This window comes from Mesorhizobium sp. YM1C-6-2 (genome assembly GCF_003666685.1).
GTDB lineage: Bacteria > Pseudomonadota > Alphaproteobacteria > Rhizobiales > Rhizobiaceae > Mesorhizobium_K.
In genome coordinates, this window is record NZ_RCIZ01000008.1 from 30,518 (window position 1) to 47,829 (window position 17,312).

The window sequence follows — 17,312 nt, forward strand, 5'->3', positions numbered from 1 at the left end:
GTCGCGACCGGCCCGCCTGTTCAAATCACAGGTCGAAATCGCTGGCCGTCAGAGTGTGGTGGCCCTTGATCTTGACCGTGAACTCGGCGTCGTTGCCGCCATTCGTATTGCCCTCCACCAATGTGTAGTCCTGGCCCTGCCAGCTCTCGTGGGTGACCCTCAGGGCCCCAGCGGCATTGAAGCCGGAGCCGGTGACCAGCGTGAACTGGTGGTTGGCCGAGCCGATGTCGGCATCGATGCCCGAAAGGTCGATTCGATCGCCTGGCTGGAAGCCCATGATCGTATCGCCGTCGGCATCCGCCGCCGACAGGAAGCGGAACGTATCGTTGCCGGTTCCGGCATCGATGACGTTGGCGGCGCTGCTGGCGGTGATCACGTCGTTGCCCGAGCCCGTCACGATGTTCTCGATGCCCCAGAGCGCATCCGACCCCGACTGGCTCGATGTCGCGCTGCCACGCCCGCCAGCACCGGTGCCGAGGTCGGCGGTGATGTTGGCGGTGATCGCCGACATGTCGAGCGTGTCCACGCCGTCGCCGCAGGATGCCGACATGCCGTCGCCCCAGTAGGTGTCGTCGCCATCGCCAGCCATGGCCAGGATGGTGTCGTTGCCGGCTCCGCCCTGTACGTGGTCGTTGCCCGTGCCGGCATCGATCAGGTCGTCGCCTTCGTCACCGAAGATACGGTCCGAGCCGCCGTCGCCGTAAAGCATGTCAGCGCCTGCCCCGCCGAGGATGTCGTCGTTGCCGCCGCCGCCAAAGGCCATGTCCCGGCCCTCGCCGCCCGACAGGAAGTCGTCGCCGCCCTCGCCGCGCAGCACGTCATCGCCAGCCAGCGCTATGATGGCATCGCTCGATGTGGTGCCGAGCAGGGCATCGGCAACCGGCGTTCCAGTGATGGATCCGGGCGAGACGATACCAGTGTCGTCCTCGTCCTCCTCGTCGTCCTGGTCGTCGCCTTCGTCGGTTTCGTCGGTGTCATCGTCGTCTTCCGACGACTGGTCGTCGTCGACGGGAGGATTCCCGACATTGTTGTCGTCGTCTTCCTCCTCCTCGTCATCTTCGTCATGGTGGCCCGAGCTGAAATTGGGCATGCCATGCGGAGCGACGAAGGTCAGCGAGTGACCGTCGCCCACCAGCTTCGTCAGGCCCGTCTCCTCGTCGATCGTGACGGCGTAGTCGGCGATCGTCGCGCCGTCCGGCAACTCGATCACATCCTGCGGCCTCAGCGTGCCGATGATGGTGTCGTTGCCGCCGCGGGTCTTGAACACGATGCGGTGCTCCGAGAGAAGCGACGTGAGATTGACGGTGTCATCGCCCTCCGTGCCCAGGATGGTGATCGTGTTCGGCCTCAGGCTGGTCGTGGTATCGAAGTTGCCGTACATCTCCACGGTGTCGCCGCCGCCGAGACTGCCGCTGCCGCTCACCCCGTTGCCGTTGATCACGATCTCTTCGATCTCGATCAGTTCGGCGATCACCACCTCGGGGCCGTCGCCGACCTGGCGGGTGACGAAGATCTCGGGTTCTTCGCCCTGGATGGCGATCCCCCGGGCCACCGCCTCTTCCTCGGTGTAGATGCGGTAGGTTTCGGCCTCGTCGTTGCCGACGACCTGGAAGAGATCGCCCGCCGCTCCTTCACCGCCGCCGTTGATGATGTCGAAGCCATCGGTCTCGGTGCCTGCCGCATTGGCGCGCCAGATGAACACGTCGTCATCGTTCTGCGGCGGCACCACGTCGTCGTCGGCGGTGCCCACATCATAGCCGCTGAGCGTGTCGTTGCCCAATCCGCCTATGATGACGTCGCCTTCATGGCCGCCGACGATGTCGTCGTCGCCATCGGTGCCGAAGACGATGGACGCCGTGTTTTCGTCGACCAGCCCGGCATTGGTGACGATGACGAGATCTTCACCACCCTGGCCGAAACGGAGCCGCTCGATGCCGCTCAGCGTATCGGTACCCTCGTTCCCGACGATATCCGTCACCGTGGCGAGCGCCCCGCCCGTGAGACCGAAGGTGTAGTTACCGGCCGGCCCGGAGAAGACTGCGACGTCCGCGTTGCCGGCGCCGCCGTTGAGCGTGTCATCGCCGGCGCCGCCTTCGAGCTCATCGTTGGCTCCACCGCCGTTGAGAGTATCGGCCCCCTCGTTGCCGATGAGGGTGTCCGAGCCAGCGCCGCCACCGAGCGTATTGACCCCGGAATTGCCGATCAGCACGTTGTCGAGGCCATTGCCGGTGCCGTTGATATCGGCGGTTCCGACAAGCGTCAGATTCTCGACGTTGCCGGCGACCTGCCCCGCGGCGCCGAGATTGCGGCTGACCGTGGAGACGATCGTGTCGATGCCGCCGCTGCCCGGCACCACGGTCGGATCCTCAGTAACGAAGTCACCGGCTTGCGTAACGACATAGGTGTCGTTTCCGGCGCCGCCGCCCATCGAATCGTTGCCAAGCCCGCCGACCAAGATATCGTCGCCGTTCCCGCCCCGCATCGTATCGTTGCTGTCGAAGCCGAGGACAAGATCGGCCGTAGCCGTTCCGTTCAGCGCCGCATTCACGGCATTGTCACCGCGTACGAGATTGTAGACGACACTGCCGATGGAGGCGCGCTCAACGCTGATCAGCGTGTCGGTGCCGCCGGCGGTGCTTTGCACAGTCGTCGTGTTCGCGTCGACATAGGTGAACGTGTAGTCCTGTATTGACCCGGCCAGCACGATCGTGTCGTTGCCGAGGCCACCGTCCAGGATGTTGTTGCCAGCGTTTCCGGTGAGGCTGTTGTCGAGGCCGTTGCCGTTGCCGGCGGCAATCCCGTCACCCAGCACCAGGTTCTCGACATTGTCGGCCAGCGTCAGGTTCTCGACATTGGCGACGATCGTGTCGCTGCCTCCATTGAGCGCTTCCGTCACGACATCGCCGGCATCGTCAACCACGTAGGTGTCGTCGCCGCCAAGGCCCACCATCGTATCCGCACCGGCGCCGCCGTCGATGCGGTTGTCGTCGCCGTCGCCGGTCAGGTGGTCGCCCGAGGCGCTGCCGACGAGGTTCTCGATATCGATCAGCCGGTCGATGCCTGCACCGAGTGTGTCCTGTTCCTCGAACGGAGCGTTGCCGCCCTGGCCCGACAGCGAAACCGTCACCGGTCCCGCGGCGTTCGCATAGGACGCGGTATCGTTGCCCGCGCCGCCGTCGATGCGGTCGTTGCCAGCACCGCCCTCCAGCAGGTCGTCGCCTTGTTCGCCCCAGAGCTGGTCGTTGCCCTCGCCACCCCGCAGCGTGTCGTTGTCGAAGCCGCCGCGCAGGTCGTCATTGCCGGCGCCGCCATCCAGCACATTGGCCAGGCTGTTGCCGGTAAGCGCATCATTGCCGGAACCGGAGGTGACGTTCTCGACGCCACGGGTAAACGAGAATCCCGTCGCCGCGCCCGAGAGCAGGTTGACCGAGACATTCTCATCCGTGTCGTAGATCAGCGTGTCGGTCCCGTGGTCGAGGCGGAGTTCGGCGGCCTCGACACTGGCGACTGTGGTGGAACTGTTGATTTCTGTGATTAGCCCCCCAGCCAGCGTGATCTGGACCTGGTCGTTCGCGCCGGGGCTGCTCCCGGTGATCCGCAGCGTATCCAGGCCGTCGCCGCCGTCGATGGCATCGGAGCCATGCCCGTTGCCATGGATGATGATGTCATTGCCGTCGCCGCCATTGACCACGTCGTCGTCGAAGCCGCCGTCAAGCGTGTCGTCGCCCTCGCCGCCGTCGAGTTCGTCTTCGCCAGCGCCGCCATACAGCGCGTCATCGCCATCGCCGCCCGATATGGCATTGTTGCCGGCGCCGGCCACGACCCAATCGTCGCCGACGGTGGTGCCGCCGTTGGTGATGCCGCCATTGGCGGCGTCGGTGCCGTCGCCGTCGCCGTTGTCGGCGTCGATAACCGGCAGATTGAGATCGATGTAGTTGCCGACGATCTGGGTCACCGCGGAGACCACTGTCTCCTGGGTGCCGCCGTCATCGGTGTAGTCGATGACCATGCGGAGATATCGGCCGACCAGTTCCGGTCCAGGCACGAAGCTGCGGGCGTTTCCGCCATCCTCGGCAGGAACGTCCACCCACGGACCGAGCGTCGAACCGGAAGACTGCCATCTATAGGTGAGCAGCCCTTCCTCGAAGGCGTCCGTGATGCCGTCCGGATCGTTGAAGGCGGCCGTCGCCGTCAGTTCGCGGCCCTCGGTCGGCGTCATGTCGCTGATGAGAACGGCCCCGGTGGGCGCATCATTCTCGCCAAGCACGACGTCGGTCGGCTGCGAAGTGACGATCTCGATCACGCCGCCGGCGTCCTGATAGGTGCCGAGCACGCGGATCCGCAGCCCGACATGATCGTCTCCGGGCGTAAAGGTGTTGCCCGACACCCCCGGGATGTTGATGTAGTCGCCGGTCCCGTCGTTGCGCTCGATCTGCCAGCGGAAGGTTATCGTGGCGGGATCGACCGTTCCATCAGGGTTGTTGAGGTCGCGGATCGCAGCCGCATTGACGGTCAGCGATACGCCTTCCCGGGCAGGCAGCCCTTCGATCGTCAGCCGCCCCGACGGATCGTGGTTGCCGGTCTCGCGGATGGTGTAGATGCCGTCCGCGAACAGGATGCGCTCAATGCCCACCAGCGTGTCGGTGCCTTCGCTGACCTGCGGGTCGACTTCCTCCATCTCACGCCGCGCGACAAAGGTCTTGTCGCCGACATGGGTGATCTCATACCAGTCGCGGTTGCCCGCGAAGATGGCCGTGTCGGTATCGTTGCTGGGATCCTCGTCGTATTTGATCTCGCGCTGGATGTGCATCTGGCTCGGCTTGATCACCCGGCCGAGCAGAAGCTCGCTGAGCGACTTGCCGACCCAGGCGGCCGGGATGGGAGTCCCGTCGCTGTCCACGTCGGTCGCCTGGAAGACGTGCTTCAGCGTGTCCACCGTGGCGATCTCGTTGGCAGCGTTGTTCTCCAGCGCATTGCCGGCGCCGTCGACGCCCACGATGCGGATGCGCACGTTCAGCCACGCATCGCCGTGGATGAAGTCGTCGCCGCCACGGCCCTCGATAAGATCGCTGCCGTCGCCGCCGATCAGCAAGTTGCCGGCTGTCCAGGCGACCTCCTTCTCGAGATCGACGTTCGGATCGGTATTCGTGTATTCGGCAAGGCCGAGCAGTTCACGCAGCCCGTCGATGCGGTTGACGCCGGCCTGGCTGAGATAGTGGTTCTCGTGCAGCTGCAGCTCGACCTCGATCTCCTCGTTCTGGCCACGGTCGTCGCCGCGAAGGATGTCGTTGTGGTCCCAGCCCGACAGCGCTTCGGTCTGGTCGAAACGGTCGCGCAGGATATCGTCGGCGACGGTGGTGAAGATCGGGATGCGCATGTCGGCGTCGGCCGCCACCGCGCTCCCCTTGTAGATGGCCCAGTCGAAGCCGAACATGCCCTCGTTGCGCATGACGCTTTCGCCCTGGACCATGATGTCGTCGCCGGACTCGGCGTCGAAATCGTTCTCGTTCTCGCCGGCGATCAGCACGTCATGGCCGAGGATCGTCGAGTTGAAGAACAGTTCCGAATTGTCGCCGTTGAGGACGTCGAAGCCGTCGCCGCCCTCCATCCAGTCGTCGCCCTCGTTGCCAAGCAGGAAGTCGTGGTCGAGGCCGCCGAGCATGAAGTCGTCGCCCTCGCCGCCGAAGACCTCGGTGGCGTCGACGCCGACCAGGAAGACATCCTTGCCGTCGCCGCCCATCAGCACGTCGAGGCCGTTGGAGTTGGCAATGACGTCATCGCCGCTCTCGCCCTTGATGAAGTCGCCGGTGTCGCCGCTGTCGGTGATGATGTCGTCGCCCGCGCCGCCGCTGACGAGGTCCACGCCGTGGCCGCTCTCGATGCGGTCGTCGCCGTCGCCACCCCAGATGCCGTCGTCGCCGTCGCCGCCGATGATCGTGTCGTCGCCATCCGTGCCGCCCATCACCATGTGCTCGCCGCCGGTGAAGCGCAGGTAGTTGGCGTCCGCCCCGGCCGTGCTCGGATCATCGCGCTGCACTTTCGCGCGAAGCGCCTCGAGGAACGGATCGTTGGCGCCCCAGGCATTGTCGGCTGCGATTTGTGCATCGGGGTCGACCTCGAGAACGCCGTCATATTTGGCGAAGGAATCGAGGCCGATGTGATGGGTGACGATGTCGTCCTCGGTGCCGCGAATGCCGTCCGGACCAGGCTGCACCAGGTCGGTGTTGGCCATGATCATCTTCGCGAAGGCATTGTTCTCGAGTTCATTGAGCAGGTTGAGGCCCTGCGTCCGCGACAGATAGTAGAAGCGGTCGCCTTCCTGCAGGTTCTCCATCTGCAGTTCGAACACGGCGTTGAACGTGGAACCGAGCATGCCGCCGAACGGCATGACCCGCTCAGCCAGGCCGCCGATCCAGAGGTCGACATTGTTGAGACCGGTCTCCTTGTTGGCCCATGCGCCGGTGCCGTTGAGGAAATCCAGCCTGTCGGCCGGCGCTGCGGTCGGCCGCAGCACATCCAGGCGAACGTCATCGACCAGTATCTGGTCGCCGCTGCCGCCGCCATGGACGATTTCGATGCGAAGGCCGAGGCCGTTCTGAGCGTTGGAGATCGTTCCAGTCTGGAGCGTGACGGTGGACCAGCCGCCGTCGGCGTCGGGCGCGCCCAGCGGCGCCGAAGCCAATACGTTGCCATTCTCGTCCACCAGCCGCGCCTCGCCGCCAGGCCAGCCTGCATCCATATCGTAGCGGTCTGCGATGTCGATCGTCAGGCGATAGCTGGCGCCCTCCTCAAGTGTGCCTGCCGCCTGCGAAAGGATCGCATTCGCGCTCAGCCAGGCGACGCTGGGTCCCGTGAGGCCGGCCGAATCCACCACACTCGGCGCCGGGGTAAAGAGGCCGCCTGTGCCGGTCAGCGTCCAGCCGTCCGGCGCCGACGTCGTATAATCCCCGAGCGGATCAACGATGACGGTTCCGGCGGGAGGCTCTTCGAACGTTCCGTTCGCAATCGCAACCGCCTCTTCCGTCTCCGACCCGCCGAAGCCGAGCAGCGTCATCGCCGCGTCGCGCTTCTCCTCCAGCGTGTCGGCAGCCAGTATCAGCGGGTGCTCGCCATAGGCGGCGATGAAGTTGATGATGGAGGCCGGCGTCTTGAGGTTGGCGGCGAAGTCGGCCCAGCTCTCATAGGGCTTGAGCCAGGTGGAGTTGCTTGCCGCGTAGAGCTGTTCCCTGGCCTCGTTGAGCGAGGGCACGCCGGCGTCCCGGCCGCGTGCGATGTTGATCGCCGCGAGATCGAGCGGCAGGCCGAGGAGGTTGTTGCGCAGCGACTCGACCACGAATTCGTCGATCGCGTTGCCATGCACGTAGGTCATGCCGCGGGCGATGGCTCCCGCCGCCTGTTCGGCGGAAATGCCGCCATTGTCGTCATACATGACGGGGTTGAGGAAGGCCTCGATCAGCCCGACATCGATACCCCAGTCAGCGATGTCGATTTCGTTGCCGTCGGCGTCCACCGGATTGCCGGCCTCGTTGAGCGGCAGCAGCTTGAGGTGGTCGGTCAGCATGGAATGGCCGAACCGGTAGACCGTGTGCGCGAACTCGGCGAAGATCCCAGGGTTCACGTCGGTGATCGTGTTGAAGACGAAGAGGTCGATGTTTGGCTGGACCTTGCGGCCGAACTCCTCGAAGACCAGGTGCTGATACTGCATCTCGGTCGAGAAACGCCCGACCTGGAACAGCCGCTCGCCGTCCCACTGTAGCGTGGATGGATCAGCGGGCACCGTCTCGACATCGACCAGCAGCCATTCGTTCAGGAAGGCGATGTCGGCGTCGAGCCCGCTCGAGGCGATTTCGAGAATCTGCTTCTTGACCGAATCGACCTGCCGGTTGTGCTCGGCGTGGAACACGTGATGCACGGTGGTCAGGCCGATGTTCTCGTTGCCGCGCCCGTCGCCGGTGATGAAGTGCTTGTCGAGAAGCTCGTTGTCGTAGGCAGGCGCCAGATCCGGATTGTTCGGAATGGGATTGCCGAGCGGATCGGTCTCGGTGTTGATGTCGGGCTGCAGGATCGCGGGCTGGCCGTTGACGGTACCCACCGGGTTCGCATTGTGGGCGATGTCGTCGAGGAATTGGTGCGCCGTGCGGACGGGCCCCAGTCCGCCATTGATGTCGGCGAGCACGATCGGATTTCCCGGCGTGGCGCTGACCGTGAGGTCGTCGGCGGTGTTCGGGATCAGGTCCGGACCGATGTTGTAGACGACCTGCGGGAAGCCGTCCGGCCCGCGGATGAATTCGCCATAGGCATCGGTGAGGATCAGCGGCACGCCGAGGACGTCGATGTCGCTCAGGACGATGCCCAGCTTCTCCTCGGCCTGGGTCTTGACGTCCGCCCAGGTGGCGAGGCCGCCATTGACGCCGTCGAGCAGGTGTCCGGTGGCCATCGGCTTGCCGTCCACCATCGTGTATTCGCGCAAGAACACCTGATGCGAAGGATGTGAGGTGTAGGTCTGGTTCTGGTCCACGAAAGGCGTGGTCTTGTTCTTGGCCTCCATCGTGTCGTCGGCGGTGCCGAGCACCCCGTCCGCACCGGGACCAGCCTCCGGCTTCAGCCGGGTCAGCGCCATGAAGGCCAAGTGGGGCGGCACTTCGTCTCCGCTGCCGGCGATGCCGTCAGGACCGTGCGTGCGGAGCGGGTCGTCTTCTGCCAGCGGCACGAAGATGGTGCCGTTGTCGCCCTTGTGGATGAGGTCGAGACCGTGATCGAAGAACTGGCCGAAAAAGGTCATCCAGCCGTTGAACGGCGCCGACAAGCCCTCGTCCGGGGCGACGTTCGGCAGCACGATGCTGTTGCCGTCCATCTCGATGCCGTAGTCAGCGACGAGAGCCGCGTCGAGAACGGCCTTGAAGGGTTCGGCGACGCCGTCGATCGCAGCTTTCTTTTCCGCAGCGGTGGCCCCGGGTGCCAGAGCCGCAAGCGCGGTGGCCACGGGTCCGGCGATGTTGGCCAGGTAAGTTTGGTAGAGTTCCTGAATGGCGTTGACCGCCGCCAGCACGTCACCGTCGTACTCGGCATATTTCAGCGCTGCCATGATGGCGGCGGGGTTTTTCAGCGTTTGATCGACGATCAGGTTCGAGATGATGCGCGGGTCGGAATCGATCACGTTGCCGGTGTGGCCGCCGTTCGATCCCGGAAGCGCCGGGTTTGCCGGATTTCCGCCGATCCCGTAGTCGGTGTTATCGACTACACCCCCGGGCGCAACCGGACCATTGATGTCGACCGTGCCTTCGTCCTGCTCGCTCACCCAGTTAGGCTGCAGCATTCTCGGCATGATCTGGTCGGACGCGCCCCACAGTTCGCGGCCCGGGATCAGGTTGTTGTAGCTGCCATCCACCGTCCGCAGGCCGTAGGGCAGATGCGGCTGCGAGATGGCAAGCGTGCCCTCCGCGCCGTAGTTGCCGTCGCCGTCGATCCTGACGTGGAGCAGCGGAACGGCGTCTTCGCCCGCATGCGCGGTCGAGTTCGCCTCGGCGATCTTGATCTGCTTGAGGATGAACTCGAGGTCGTGCTGATTAAGTTTGACAGCCATTTGAACACCCTCCAAAAATCGGAACGATCGGATCGTCGTTCACAAAACTGCGGATGGTCAGATTATGTCGCTCGAAAGCTTGGTCTGTCAGCGTGAGGAAGTCGGACGATCTTTGCGACCTTGGTCAGTTTCTATTTCGGGACTTTTGGCACCCCATCGGAAAGACTGAAGGTCTTGCGATGAACTGGCGCGACAAGCTCAGCCTCTCGACCCAGTTTCTGATCACGGCAGCGCTGGTGCTCTGCATCTCGATGGCCGTTCTGGGGACATGGGTCACGCACCGCATCACCCGAAGCGTGCTGGTCACCTCGGGCGAAGGTGGATCGCAATTCATGATCAGCTTCCTTGAGGCGGAGGTGCAGAACCTCCTCCCCGACGGCACCATGCCGATCGAGAATCAACAGCGCCTCGACCAGCTTTTCGTTGGCACGCCCGTTACCAGGAGCATTGTTTCGGTGAAGATCTGGCGGCCGGACGGGGTCGTGATCTACACCAATATGGCGAAGGACATCATCGGGCAGCATTTCGTTTCCAGTGATGTGGCGAAGGCGGCGTCCGGCCGCATTGTCTCCGAATTCGAGGACATGGTCAGTTCCGAGAGCGCTTACGAGCAAAGCCTGAACAAGTCGCTGATCGAGGTCTACGCACCGCTCTACAAGGCCGGCACCAAGACGGTCGTCGCCGTCGGCGAGATCTACGAGGATGCGGAGGAACTGGCCGCCCAACTCAAATCCAGCCAGTTCATGACGTGGATCGTCGTCTGCCTGACCACGCTCCTGATGCTCGCATTCCTGTATGTCATCGTCCGTCGCGGCAGCTACACGATCGCAATGCAACGCTCGGAGTTGAGGACACGCATCGCCGAGGCACAGAACATGGCGGCCCAGAACGAGCAACTCAGGCTCTCCGCAAACGAGGCGAACGAGGAACTGCTCGGACGAATTGGCTCCGACATCCATGACGGACCCATCCAGGTCCTGACGCTCGCCCGGTTTCGGCTCGACGAGATCGCCGGCATCTGGAGCCGACGGCAAAAGCGGAAGGACGACGTGTCTACCTACCTGGATGAGGCGCGCAACACGCTTGCCGGATCGATCGACGAGTTGCGCCATCTGTCGACCGGCCTCCTCCTGCCCGAACTCGACGAGCTCACCCCACGCGCGGTGATCGAGCTGGCTTGCAGCCGGCATGAGAGCATGACGGCCACCCGGGTCAGCACCGATCTGGGAGAACTCCCGGGCGTTCTGCCCGAGGCGATGAAGATCTGCATTTACCGCATCGTGCAGGAATCTCTGACCAATGCTTTCCGGCACGCCGGCGGCATAGGGCAGCGCGTCGAGGCAGGCGTTCGGGAAAACTCCCTGAAATTGAAGATCAGCGACCAGGGCGCACAGTTCGCCATGGAGATTAGTAGCCAAACGCAACATACAAAGCTCGGCCACAAAGGCATTCGCAACCGGGTCCAGGCTTTTGGGGGCACGCTGGAAATCGACAAGACGGAAACGGGGACGGATGTCCGCGTTTCGCTGCCGATAGAGCGGGCTGGCGCCACGTTTTCGCGCGAGAAAGCGTCGCCAGGAAGGCCAGCAGAAGATGCAGAGATGCCACACAACAGACCGGCACATTAACCAGCACTTAACAATGTTTATTGCATTCGGCGGTCAATCGGCCTAAAATTGTAGTGCGTTTCGGGCTGGGGAGTTCGTCGAAATGCAGGCCGTATCAGTTGCGTTTGTAGATGATCATCCAACATTGTTGGAGGGCTTGAGGGCCATATTTGCCCGCCGCAACGGCTATAAGGTCGTGGCCACTGGCGGTTGCTGCGAAATTGCATTGGATATTGCAGTAACTCATAAGCCCGACATCGTAATTCTTGACCTGAACATGCCAGGCAACGCCTTCGAGTGTATAAGGCGGATGCGAAATCTGGCGCCGGAAATCAAGATCATCGTCTTCACGGCATCATCCGGCATCAACCACGCGATCGATGCATTGCAGGCCGGGGCCAGTGGATATGTGCTCAAGGGAAGCTCGCTTGAGAGCCTGACGGAAGCCATCGACGCCGTTATGGCCGGTGAGACGTATATCACCAAGGGCTTTGCTACAAAGGTGATTGCCGCCCTTACCAGTCCTCAGGGAGCCAAGATCAAGCTGAGTGCAAGAGAAGAGCAGATAGTTGCCCTGCTGCTTGAAAGCCGTACTAATCGGGAGATGGCGGAGGAACTGCATCTCAGCGAAAAGACCATCAAGAACTACATGAGCCTGCTCATGCAGAAGCTGAAGGTCCGCAATCGTGTTGGACTGGTGATGGCGGCGAGAGGAATGCCGCTCGCAAGCGCCCCGAGCCGTGACCTCGAGCGGATCGGACTGTTGAACTGACCGAAAGCCAATGAAAGTGGGCTTTTAGACACGCCGCCGTCTGAAGTTGCCGGTCTGCTTTACGGCTCCTTAGCCGCCGGTCAGGAAAGCGCCCCCATATCGGACCTGCGGATAAGCTTCCCGCCAACCGAAAGCAGACATCCCAAACAACCTCCGCGGTTAGGCTTCCAGCAGTTTCCCCAGGACGATGCATTTCCAAGAGGCTGAATGCAGCCACGCCCCGTTGCGTCAGGATGATGTCTGAACGCACTAGAAGCTAGCAAACTCCTTGAGTTATCGCTCTTTCGCACCGCCCGTGATATTTGCAGGGGATCCGGCCATTCGGTTGACGCGGGAGGGAGAGGACGATGGAACAGCCATCCGGAACCTACGGCAAGGAGCTGATACTCGATCTGTCCGACTGTAATCCCAGAACCTTCAATCGGCGGCTTCTTAAGCGCTTTTTCCGGGAGCTTTGCGATCTGATCGACATGCAGCGGTGCAAACTCGCCTGGTGGGATGACCATGGTGTTCCGCCAGGCGAACGTTGGACGGATCCCATGGTGACGGGAACGTCGGCGGTCCAGTTCATCTCGACCAGCAGCATTACGGTCCATGCTCTTGACATGCTGGGGCGCGTCTACGTGAACATCTTCTCCTGCAAGGACTTCGACGAGGGTGTTGCCCAAGAATTTTGCAGGACTTTCTTCAGTGGAAGTGTTGTGAAATCGACGCTGCTTATCCGAAACTAGCGCGCTTTGCTTTGTCTTATTTGACAGTCTGGTTTCGACTTGGCATGATACCAGAAGGCGCTGGGGCACTGGTGTTCCGATGGGGGATTTGTCCTGTCTACGGTGCGGTGTCCGGCTCTTCTTTGCCGGAACCGTAGTAACATGCCTGTCGCTGGGCCCGGCAGCGGCCGATCCCGAGGAGGGCGCGGCCGGGGAAACCGCCTCCAAGGCTGCCTTCGACATCTTGATCGGCATCACTGCGACGAATGACTATGTTTCGCGCGGCGTCAGCAATTCCGACTCGGGGCCTGCCATCCAAGGCTACATCGAGCCGGGTTTCGGGTGGGCATATCTGAACGTCTGGTCATCGAACGTGGACTTCGGGGAAGGGTTCCGGGGCGCTGAGATCGACGTTTCCGGCGGGCTCAAGCGATGGTACACCGACGATCCGCTCTGGTTCGATGCAGGGTACATCCACTATTTCTATTCCCCCGAAGAGATCACTCCGGACTACGGCGAAATATTCGGAAAGCTGAAATACAGGTTCGCTGATTTTTCGATTGGTGCCGAAGCGTTTTACGCTCCCGACATTTATCAAAGCGGCACGACCGCGACCTATCTCGAAGGTGTCGGCGACATCCACCTGTCGGACGAGTTCGCGCTGTCGGCTGCGGTCGGCTATCAGTTCTTTCAGGACGAGAACATGTCCAACTACCTGAGCTGGAAGGCCGGCTTGTCGTATACCTGGGAGGAGGCCGTTACGCTCGCGGCCTACTATTCCGACACGGATCTGACGGACGAGGGATGTTTGTCCGTCAGCGGCCTTGAGGACGCTTGCGGCGCCAGGTTCGTTATGGAACTTTCGTTCGACACTAGCTGGTCCGCATTGGCGGACAGGGGCAAAGAGGAAAACCCCTGAAGACGCTGGCGTCGGCGGCCCGGTCTGGTTTGAAATCGGCAATTCTTATAGAATGATGTCGTCAACTCTTCGGGCGCAACCGTCGATGGAGCGTCGGCTCGCAGCAATTCTCGCCGCAGATGTCGTGGGCTACACCCACCTCACCGAGCGGAACGACGAGACGGCCATGATGACCCTGCAGTCATATTGCGGGGTCGTGGAAGAGAAGATCGCGGCCCATAGTGGCCGTGTTTTCAACCGCGCAGGCGACTGCGTGATGGCCGAGTTTCCCAGCATCGTCGAAGCCATTCGGTGCGCGGTCGACATCCAGCATGAAATTGCCAACCTGAACCGGGAACTGAAGGACGAAGAGCGGATGGAATTCCGCATCGGCGTCAGTCTCGGCGACATCATCGTCGAAGACGGCGGCATGTACGGCACGGGCGTGAACCTTGCCGCCCGCCTCCAGCAATTGGCCAAACCGGGCGGCGTGTGCGTATCCCAATCGGTGTACGACCAGGTCCGCAAGATCGTCGAGATAGTGTTCGAGGACATCGGAGAGGTCAAACTGAAGAATATCGCCGACCCGGTGCGGGTATACCGGATTGTGGAAACGCCTGTCCCGCCCGTCCCGCCCGCGAGGATTACTTTGAAGCGCGCCCTGATCTTGGGTGTCGCCGCCGCCGGCATCGTGTTCGGGGGTGCCGCATTGCTGGGCGTCTTGCGTCTCCCGGAGCCGGTGACCGCGTGGATCGGCGTGCCGGACAGGAGAGAAACCGCCAGACCCTCGATCGCGGTGATGCCCTTCGACGACATGAGCGCCACCAACGAGCACCAGTACCTGGCCGACGGCGTCACGGAAGAGCTGATCACCGGTCTCGCCAAGTTTCCCGACCTAGATGTCGTTGCACGGAACTCGACTTTTGCCTACCAAGGCAAACCGACCGACATCAGGCAGGTAGGCAAGGAACTCGGCGTTTATTACGTCGTCGAGGGCTCGATCCAGCGCTCCGATCAGGATGTCAGGGTCACCGCGCAGCTCATCGATGCAGTTTCGGGCCGCCACGTGTGGGCGGAACGCTATGACCGCCGTGTCGGCAGCATCTTCGACATTCGCGACGACATAACGCGTGCCGTTGCCGCAACGGTCATGGGAACGTTCGGAAAGCTTGCCGGCGCCGAAACTGCCCGGCTGGCGACAAAGAACCCGAAAAACTTCTCCGCGTATGACAACCTGATGAAAGGCTGGTTCGAATGGCACAAATTCGCCCAGACCAACAACACTCTTGCAAGGGACTATTTCCAGAAGGCCATCGCGGCGGACGGCAACTACGCGTACGCCTATACCGGACTGGCGTGGACGTATTCTTCCGACTACGACTTCGGCTGGACCGAGGATTATGAGGGAACCTTAAACCTTATGATGGAGGCGGCAGCGAAAGCAGTCAGCCTGGACAATACAGACTACAAGGGGCACTGGGCGCTCGGCTGGGCCTATCTGTACAGCAGGCAGCAGGAGAAGGCGCTTGCAAGCTACCAAAGGGCCAGGGGCCTTAACCCGTACGACGCGGAACTGCTGGCGGAGATGGCGAACGTCCTTATCTACACCAGCCAGGCCGCAAAGGCCGTAGAGCAGGTCGAGCAGGCGATCCGACTCAATCCCTTCCACGAAACCTGGTATCTCGAATACCTCGGCTGGGCGTACGAAGAGGCCGACATGCCCGAGAAAGCTATCGAAACGCTCAAGACCGCCTTGAAATCCGAAGGTTCGGAGGAACAGCTTTGGGTCATGCCGTCGCTGGCCGCGGCATATGCCGACCCAAAAGTCGGCAATCTCGAGGAGGCCCACAAGGTCGTCCAGAAAATTCTCGCGCTCGACCCTTCCTTCTCGATCAAGGACGTTCTCGAGCGGTCGCCGTACCAAACCAAGGAAGCTGCTGACCGTTATGCCAGCGCTCTCCGGTCGGCAGGACTGCCGGAGTAGCGCCCCCGTTCAGTCGGAAGCAACGGGGACGATATCCCGGAAGTTTTCTTCGGACCATCGGTCATAATAGGCCGATTTCTCGAGGCTCTTGTAGGCTCTCTCGGCCACGTCGCCGCGGAGAAGTTGGATGTTTGGGTACGGGTCCCTCCTCGTGTGGAGTCCGTCTATGTTGAACGGGTCGGCAGGATGGCCCGCCAGAGCCAGCAGATTCCGGGCGGACAGCAACCGGTTCAACTCTTGCGCAATTCCGTAGACCTCAGGACAAGAAAGTGTCCCCGTGTCCGGATGGACAAGGAGGAGCAGGTCCAGCGTGGGATCGTCTTCGAAGCATTGGAGCCGGGATGCGATCGAGTCCGTACCCAGTTCCAGGACCTCGATCCTCATCCGTCCCTCAAGTCGCGCCCTTTTGGCGAAAGGGCAGATCGGCAAGTTGCCGAATTCAGGCCTTGGCCCTTCGACGAAGGCGACGATGTAGTCGTAGAATTCCCGAATGATTGCGGCGTGATCGGCGCGTTGCGACGGCACCTGCATTGGCATCATCCCAAGACGTGAGGAGGCCCGCTAAAAAGCATATCCCAATTGTGCGTATTCACCAATCCCGGTATTTGTTCTGTCATGCCTGTTGCCGACGTCGCTTCTTTGGAAGGCACGGGCACATATACGCTAAGCTCCGCCGAGCATTCGTTCGCGAAGAAAAACAGCGGGGAGGGACGAAGTGGCCTACACGAAGCTGTGTGTGCGATGATCGGGGTAATCGCATCGCCCCCTACGGCCGGCTTGGCTGCCAGCGGAGAAATGCCGTCCCCTTCAGCCCCAGGCTGCTTCTTTTCGGAAGAGCTGAGGCGCGCAAAAACTGCGGTCCCGGTCTATCTAATGAATCTTCCGCTTTCGCTCTCGGCACAGGTTGCCAACAATGCCTGGATGGACGAGATGAGCGCCGTCGATCGGGAAGTCAGGCCAGCTTCTGCCATAAGCCAGTTCCTTGAACTTTACAGGCACATTTCCGGCCAAGCGATAGTCTACCTCCTGCCAAGCCGCCCGGGGCTTCAAGACCAACCCTATGTTGCGAATTTGGCGGCGGTGCTGCCCCATTGCCACGAGGATACCGTGCTCATCTCGCGCTTCCGGGCCAGTGCCCGGGCGAGGGAGAGCGCGGTCGGAACGGAATTCTTCCGGCTTATGGAATTCTCCGTGCACGAGATGCCGGAGGCGGTCGGAGGAAGCGAGGCGTTTTTTGAGGGAGAGGCTGATCTCAAGCACGTTCACGGCAACGTATATGTGGGAGGATACGGTCTCCGCACCTCTCTGAATGCGCTGGAGTGGACGGCCGAACGGTTCGGGATGAGGATCATCCCTTACCGCATTACCGATCCTTACCTGTACCACCTCGACTGCTGCGTATTGCGTCTAACGAATGACGCTATGCTTGTTTGCACTTCGCTTGCCGAACCGGGATTCCTGCGCGAACTCGAGAAGCACTGCCAAATTATAGACGTCACTCTCGACGAGGCACGCGCGGGCATCACCAACAGCCTTGTACTGGCAGACCAGATCCTTTGCGACACCGACATCGGACTGCTTGATGAAGGAAACAGGCAGTATGCAGTCGAAAGAGCCAAAATCCGGCGCTTGGAAGAGATCTGCGGCCGCCTCGGACGCAGTTTGCACACGTTCTGCTTGTCCGAATTCTACAAATCCGGAGCGTTGCTTTCCTGTCTCGTCCTACCCGTCAGGCATGCGTCAGCCGACAGCCTTTGA

8 protein-coding genes are annotated in these 17,312 nt (G+C 61.9%); 6 read left to right on the plus strand and 2 right to left on the minus strand.

All coding sequences use genetic code 11. The features are described 5' to 3' along the window. Positions 1-25 precede the first annotated feature (25 nt). Positions 26-9,583 carry a peroxidase family protein gene (locus D8676_RS27405; protein ID WP_183097160.1) on the minus strand — a complete coding sequence of 3,186 codons (9,558 nt, stop codon included), beginning with the start codon at positions 9,581-9,583 and terminating at the stop codon, positions 26-28. Positions 9,584-9,762: 179 nt separating this feature from the next. Here D8676_RS27405 and D8676_RS18975 point away from each other — a divergent pair, with 179 nt between their 5' ends. From D8676_RS18975 to D8676_RS18995, 5 genes are all read left to right on the plus strand, one after another. Further along, entirely contained in the window at positions 9,763-11,211 is a 1,449-nt protein-coding gene (locus tag D8676_RS18975) for an ATP-binding protein (RefSeq protein WP_183097161.1), read from the plus strand. Between the two features lie 82 nt (positions 11,212-11,293). Continuing rightward, complete coding sequence (locus D8676_RS18980) at positions 11,294-11,962, plus strand: response regulator transcription factor (RefSeq protein WP_121582668.1); 669 nt, start codon at positions 11,294-11,296, stop codon at positions 11,960-11,962. 347 nt (positions 11,963-12,309) lie between these two features. Next, positions 12,310-12,693, plus strand: coding sequence for an S-adenosylmethionine decarboxylase (locus D8676_RS18985; protein ID WP_121582669.1), 384 nt, complete (start codon positions 12,310-12,312; stop codon positions 12,691-12,693). 79 nt (positions 12,694-12,772) lie between these two features. Then, complete coding sequence (locus D8676_RS18990; RefSeq protein ID WP_121582670.1) at positions 12,773-13,591, plus strand: TorF family putative porin; 819 nt, start codon at positions 12,773-12,775, stop codon at positions 13,589-13,591. Positions 13,592-13,676: 85 nt separating this feature from the next. Further along, on the plus strand, positions 13,677-15,554 hold the full coding sequence (locus D8676_RS18995) for an adenylate/guanylate cyclase domain-containing protein (protein WP_183097162.1): 1,878 nt from the start codon (positions 13,677-13,679) through the stop codon (positions 15,552-15,554). A 9-nt stretch (positions 15,555-15,563) separates the two neighbouring features. Here D8676_RS18995 and D8676_RS19000 read toward each other — a convergent pair whose 3' ends face one another. After that, positions 15,564-16,085, minus strand: coding sequence for a hypothetical protein (locus D8676_RS19000; RefSeq protein WP_183097163.1), 522 nt, complete (start codon positions 16,083-16,085; stop codon positions 15,564-15,566). A gap of 84 nt (positions 16,086-16,169) precedes the next feature. Here D8676_RS19000 and D8676_RS19005 point away from each other — a divergent pair, with 84 nt between their 5' ends. Further along, on the plus strand, positions 16,170-17,312 hold the full coding sequence (locus tag D8676_RS19005; RefSeq protein ID WP_147448225.1) for an arginine deiminase-related protein: 1,143 nt from the start codon (positions 16,170-16,172) through the stop codon (positions 17,310-17,312).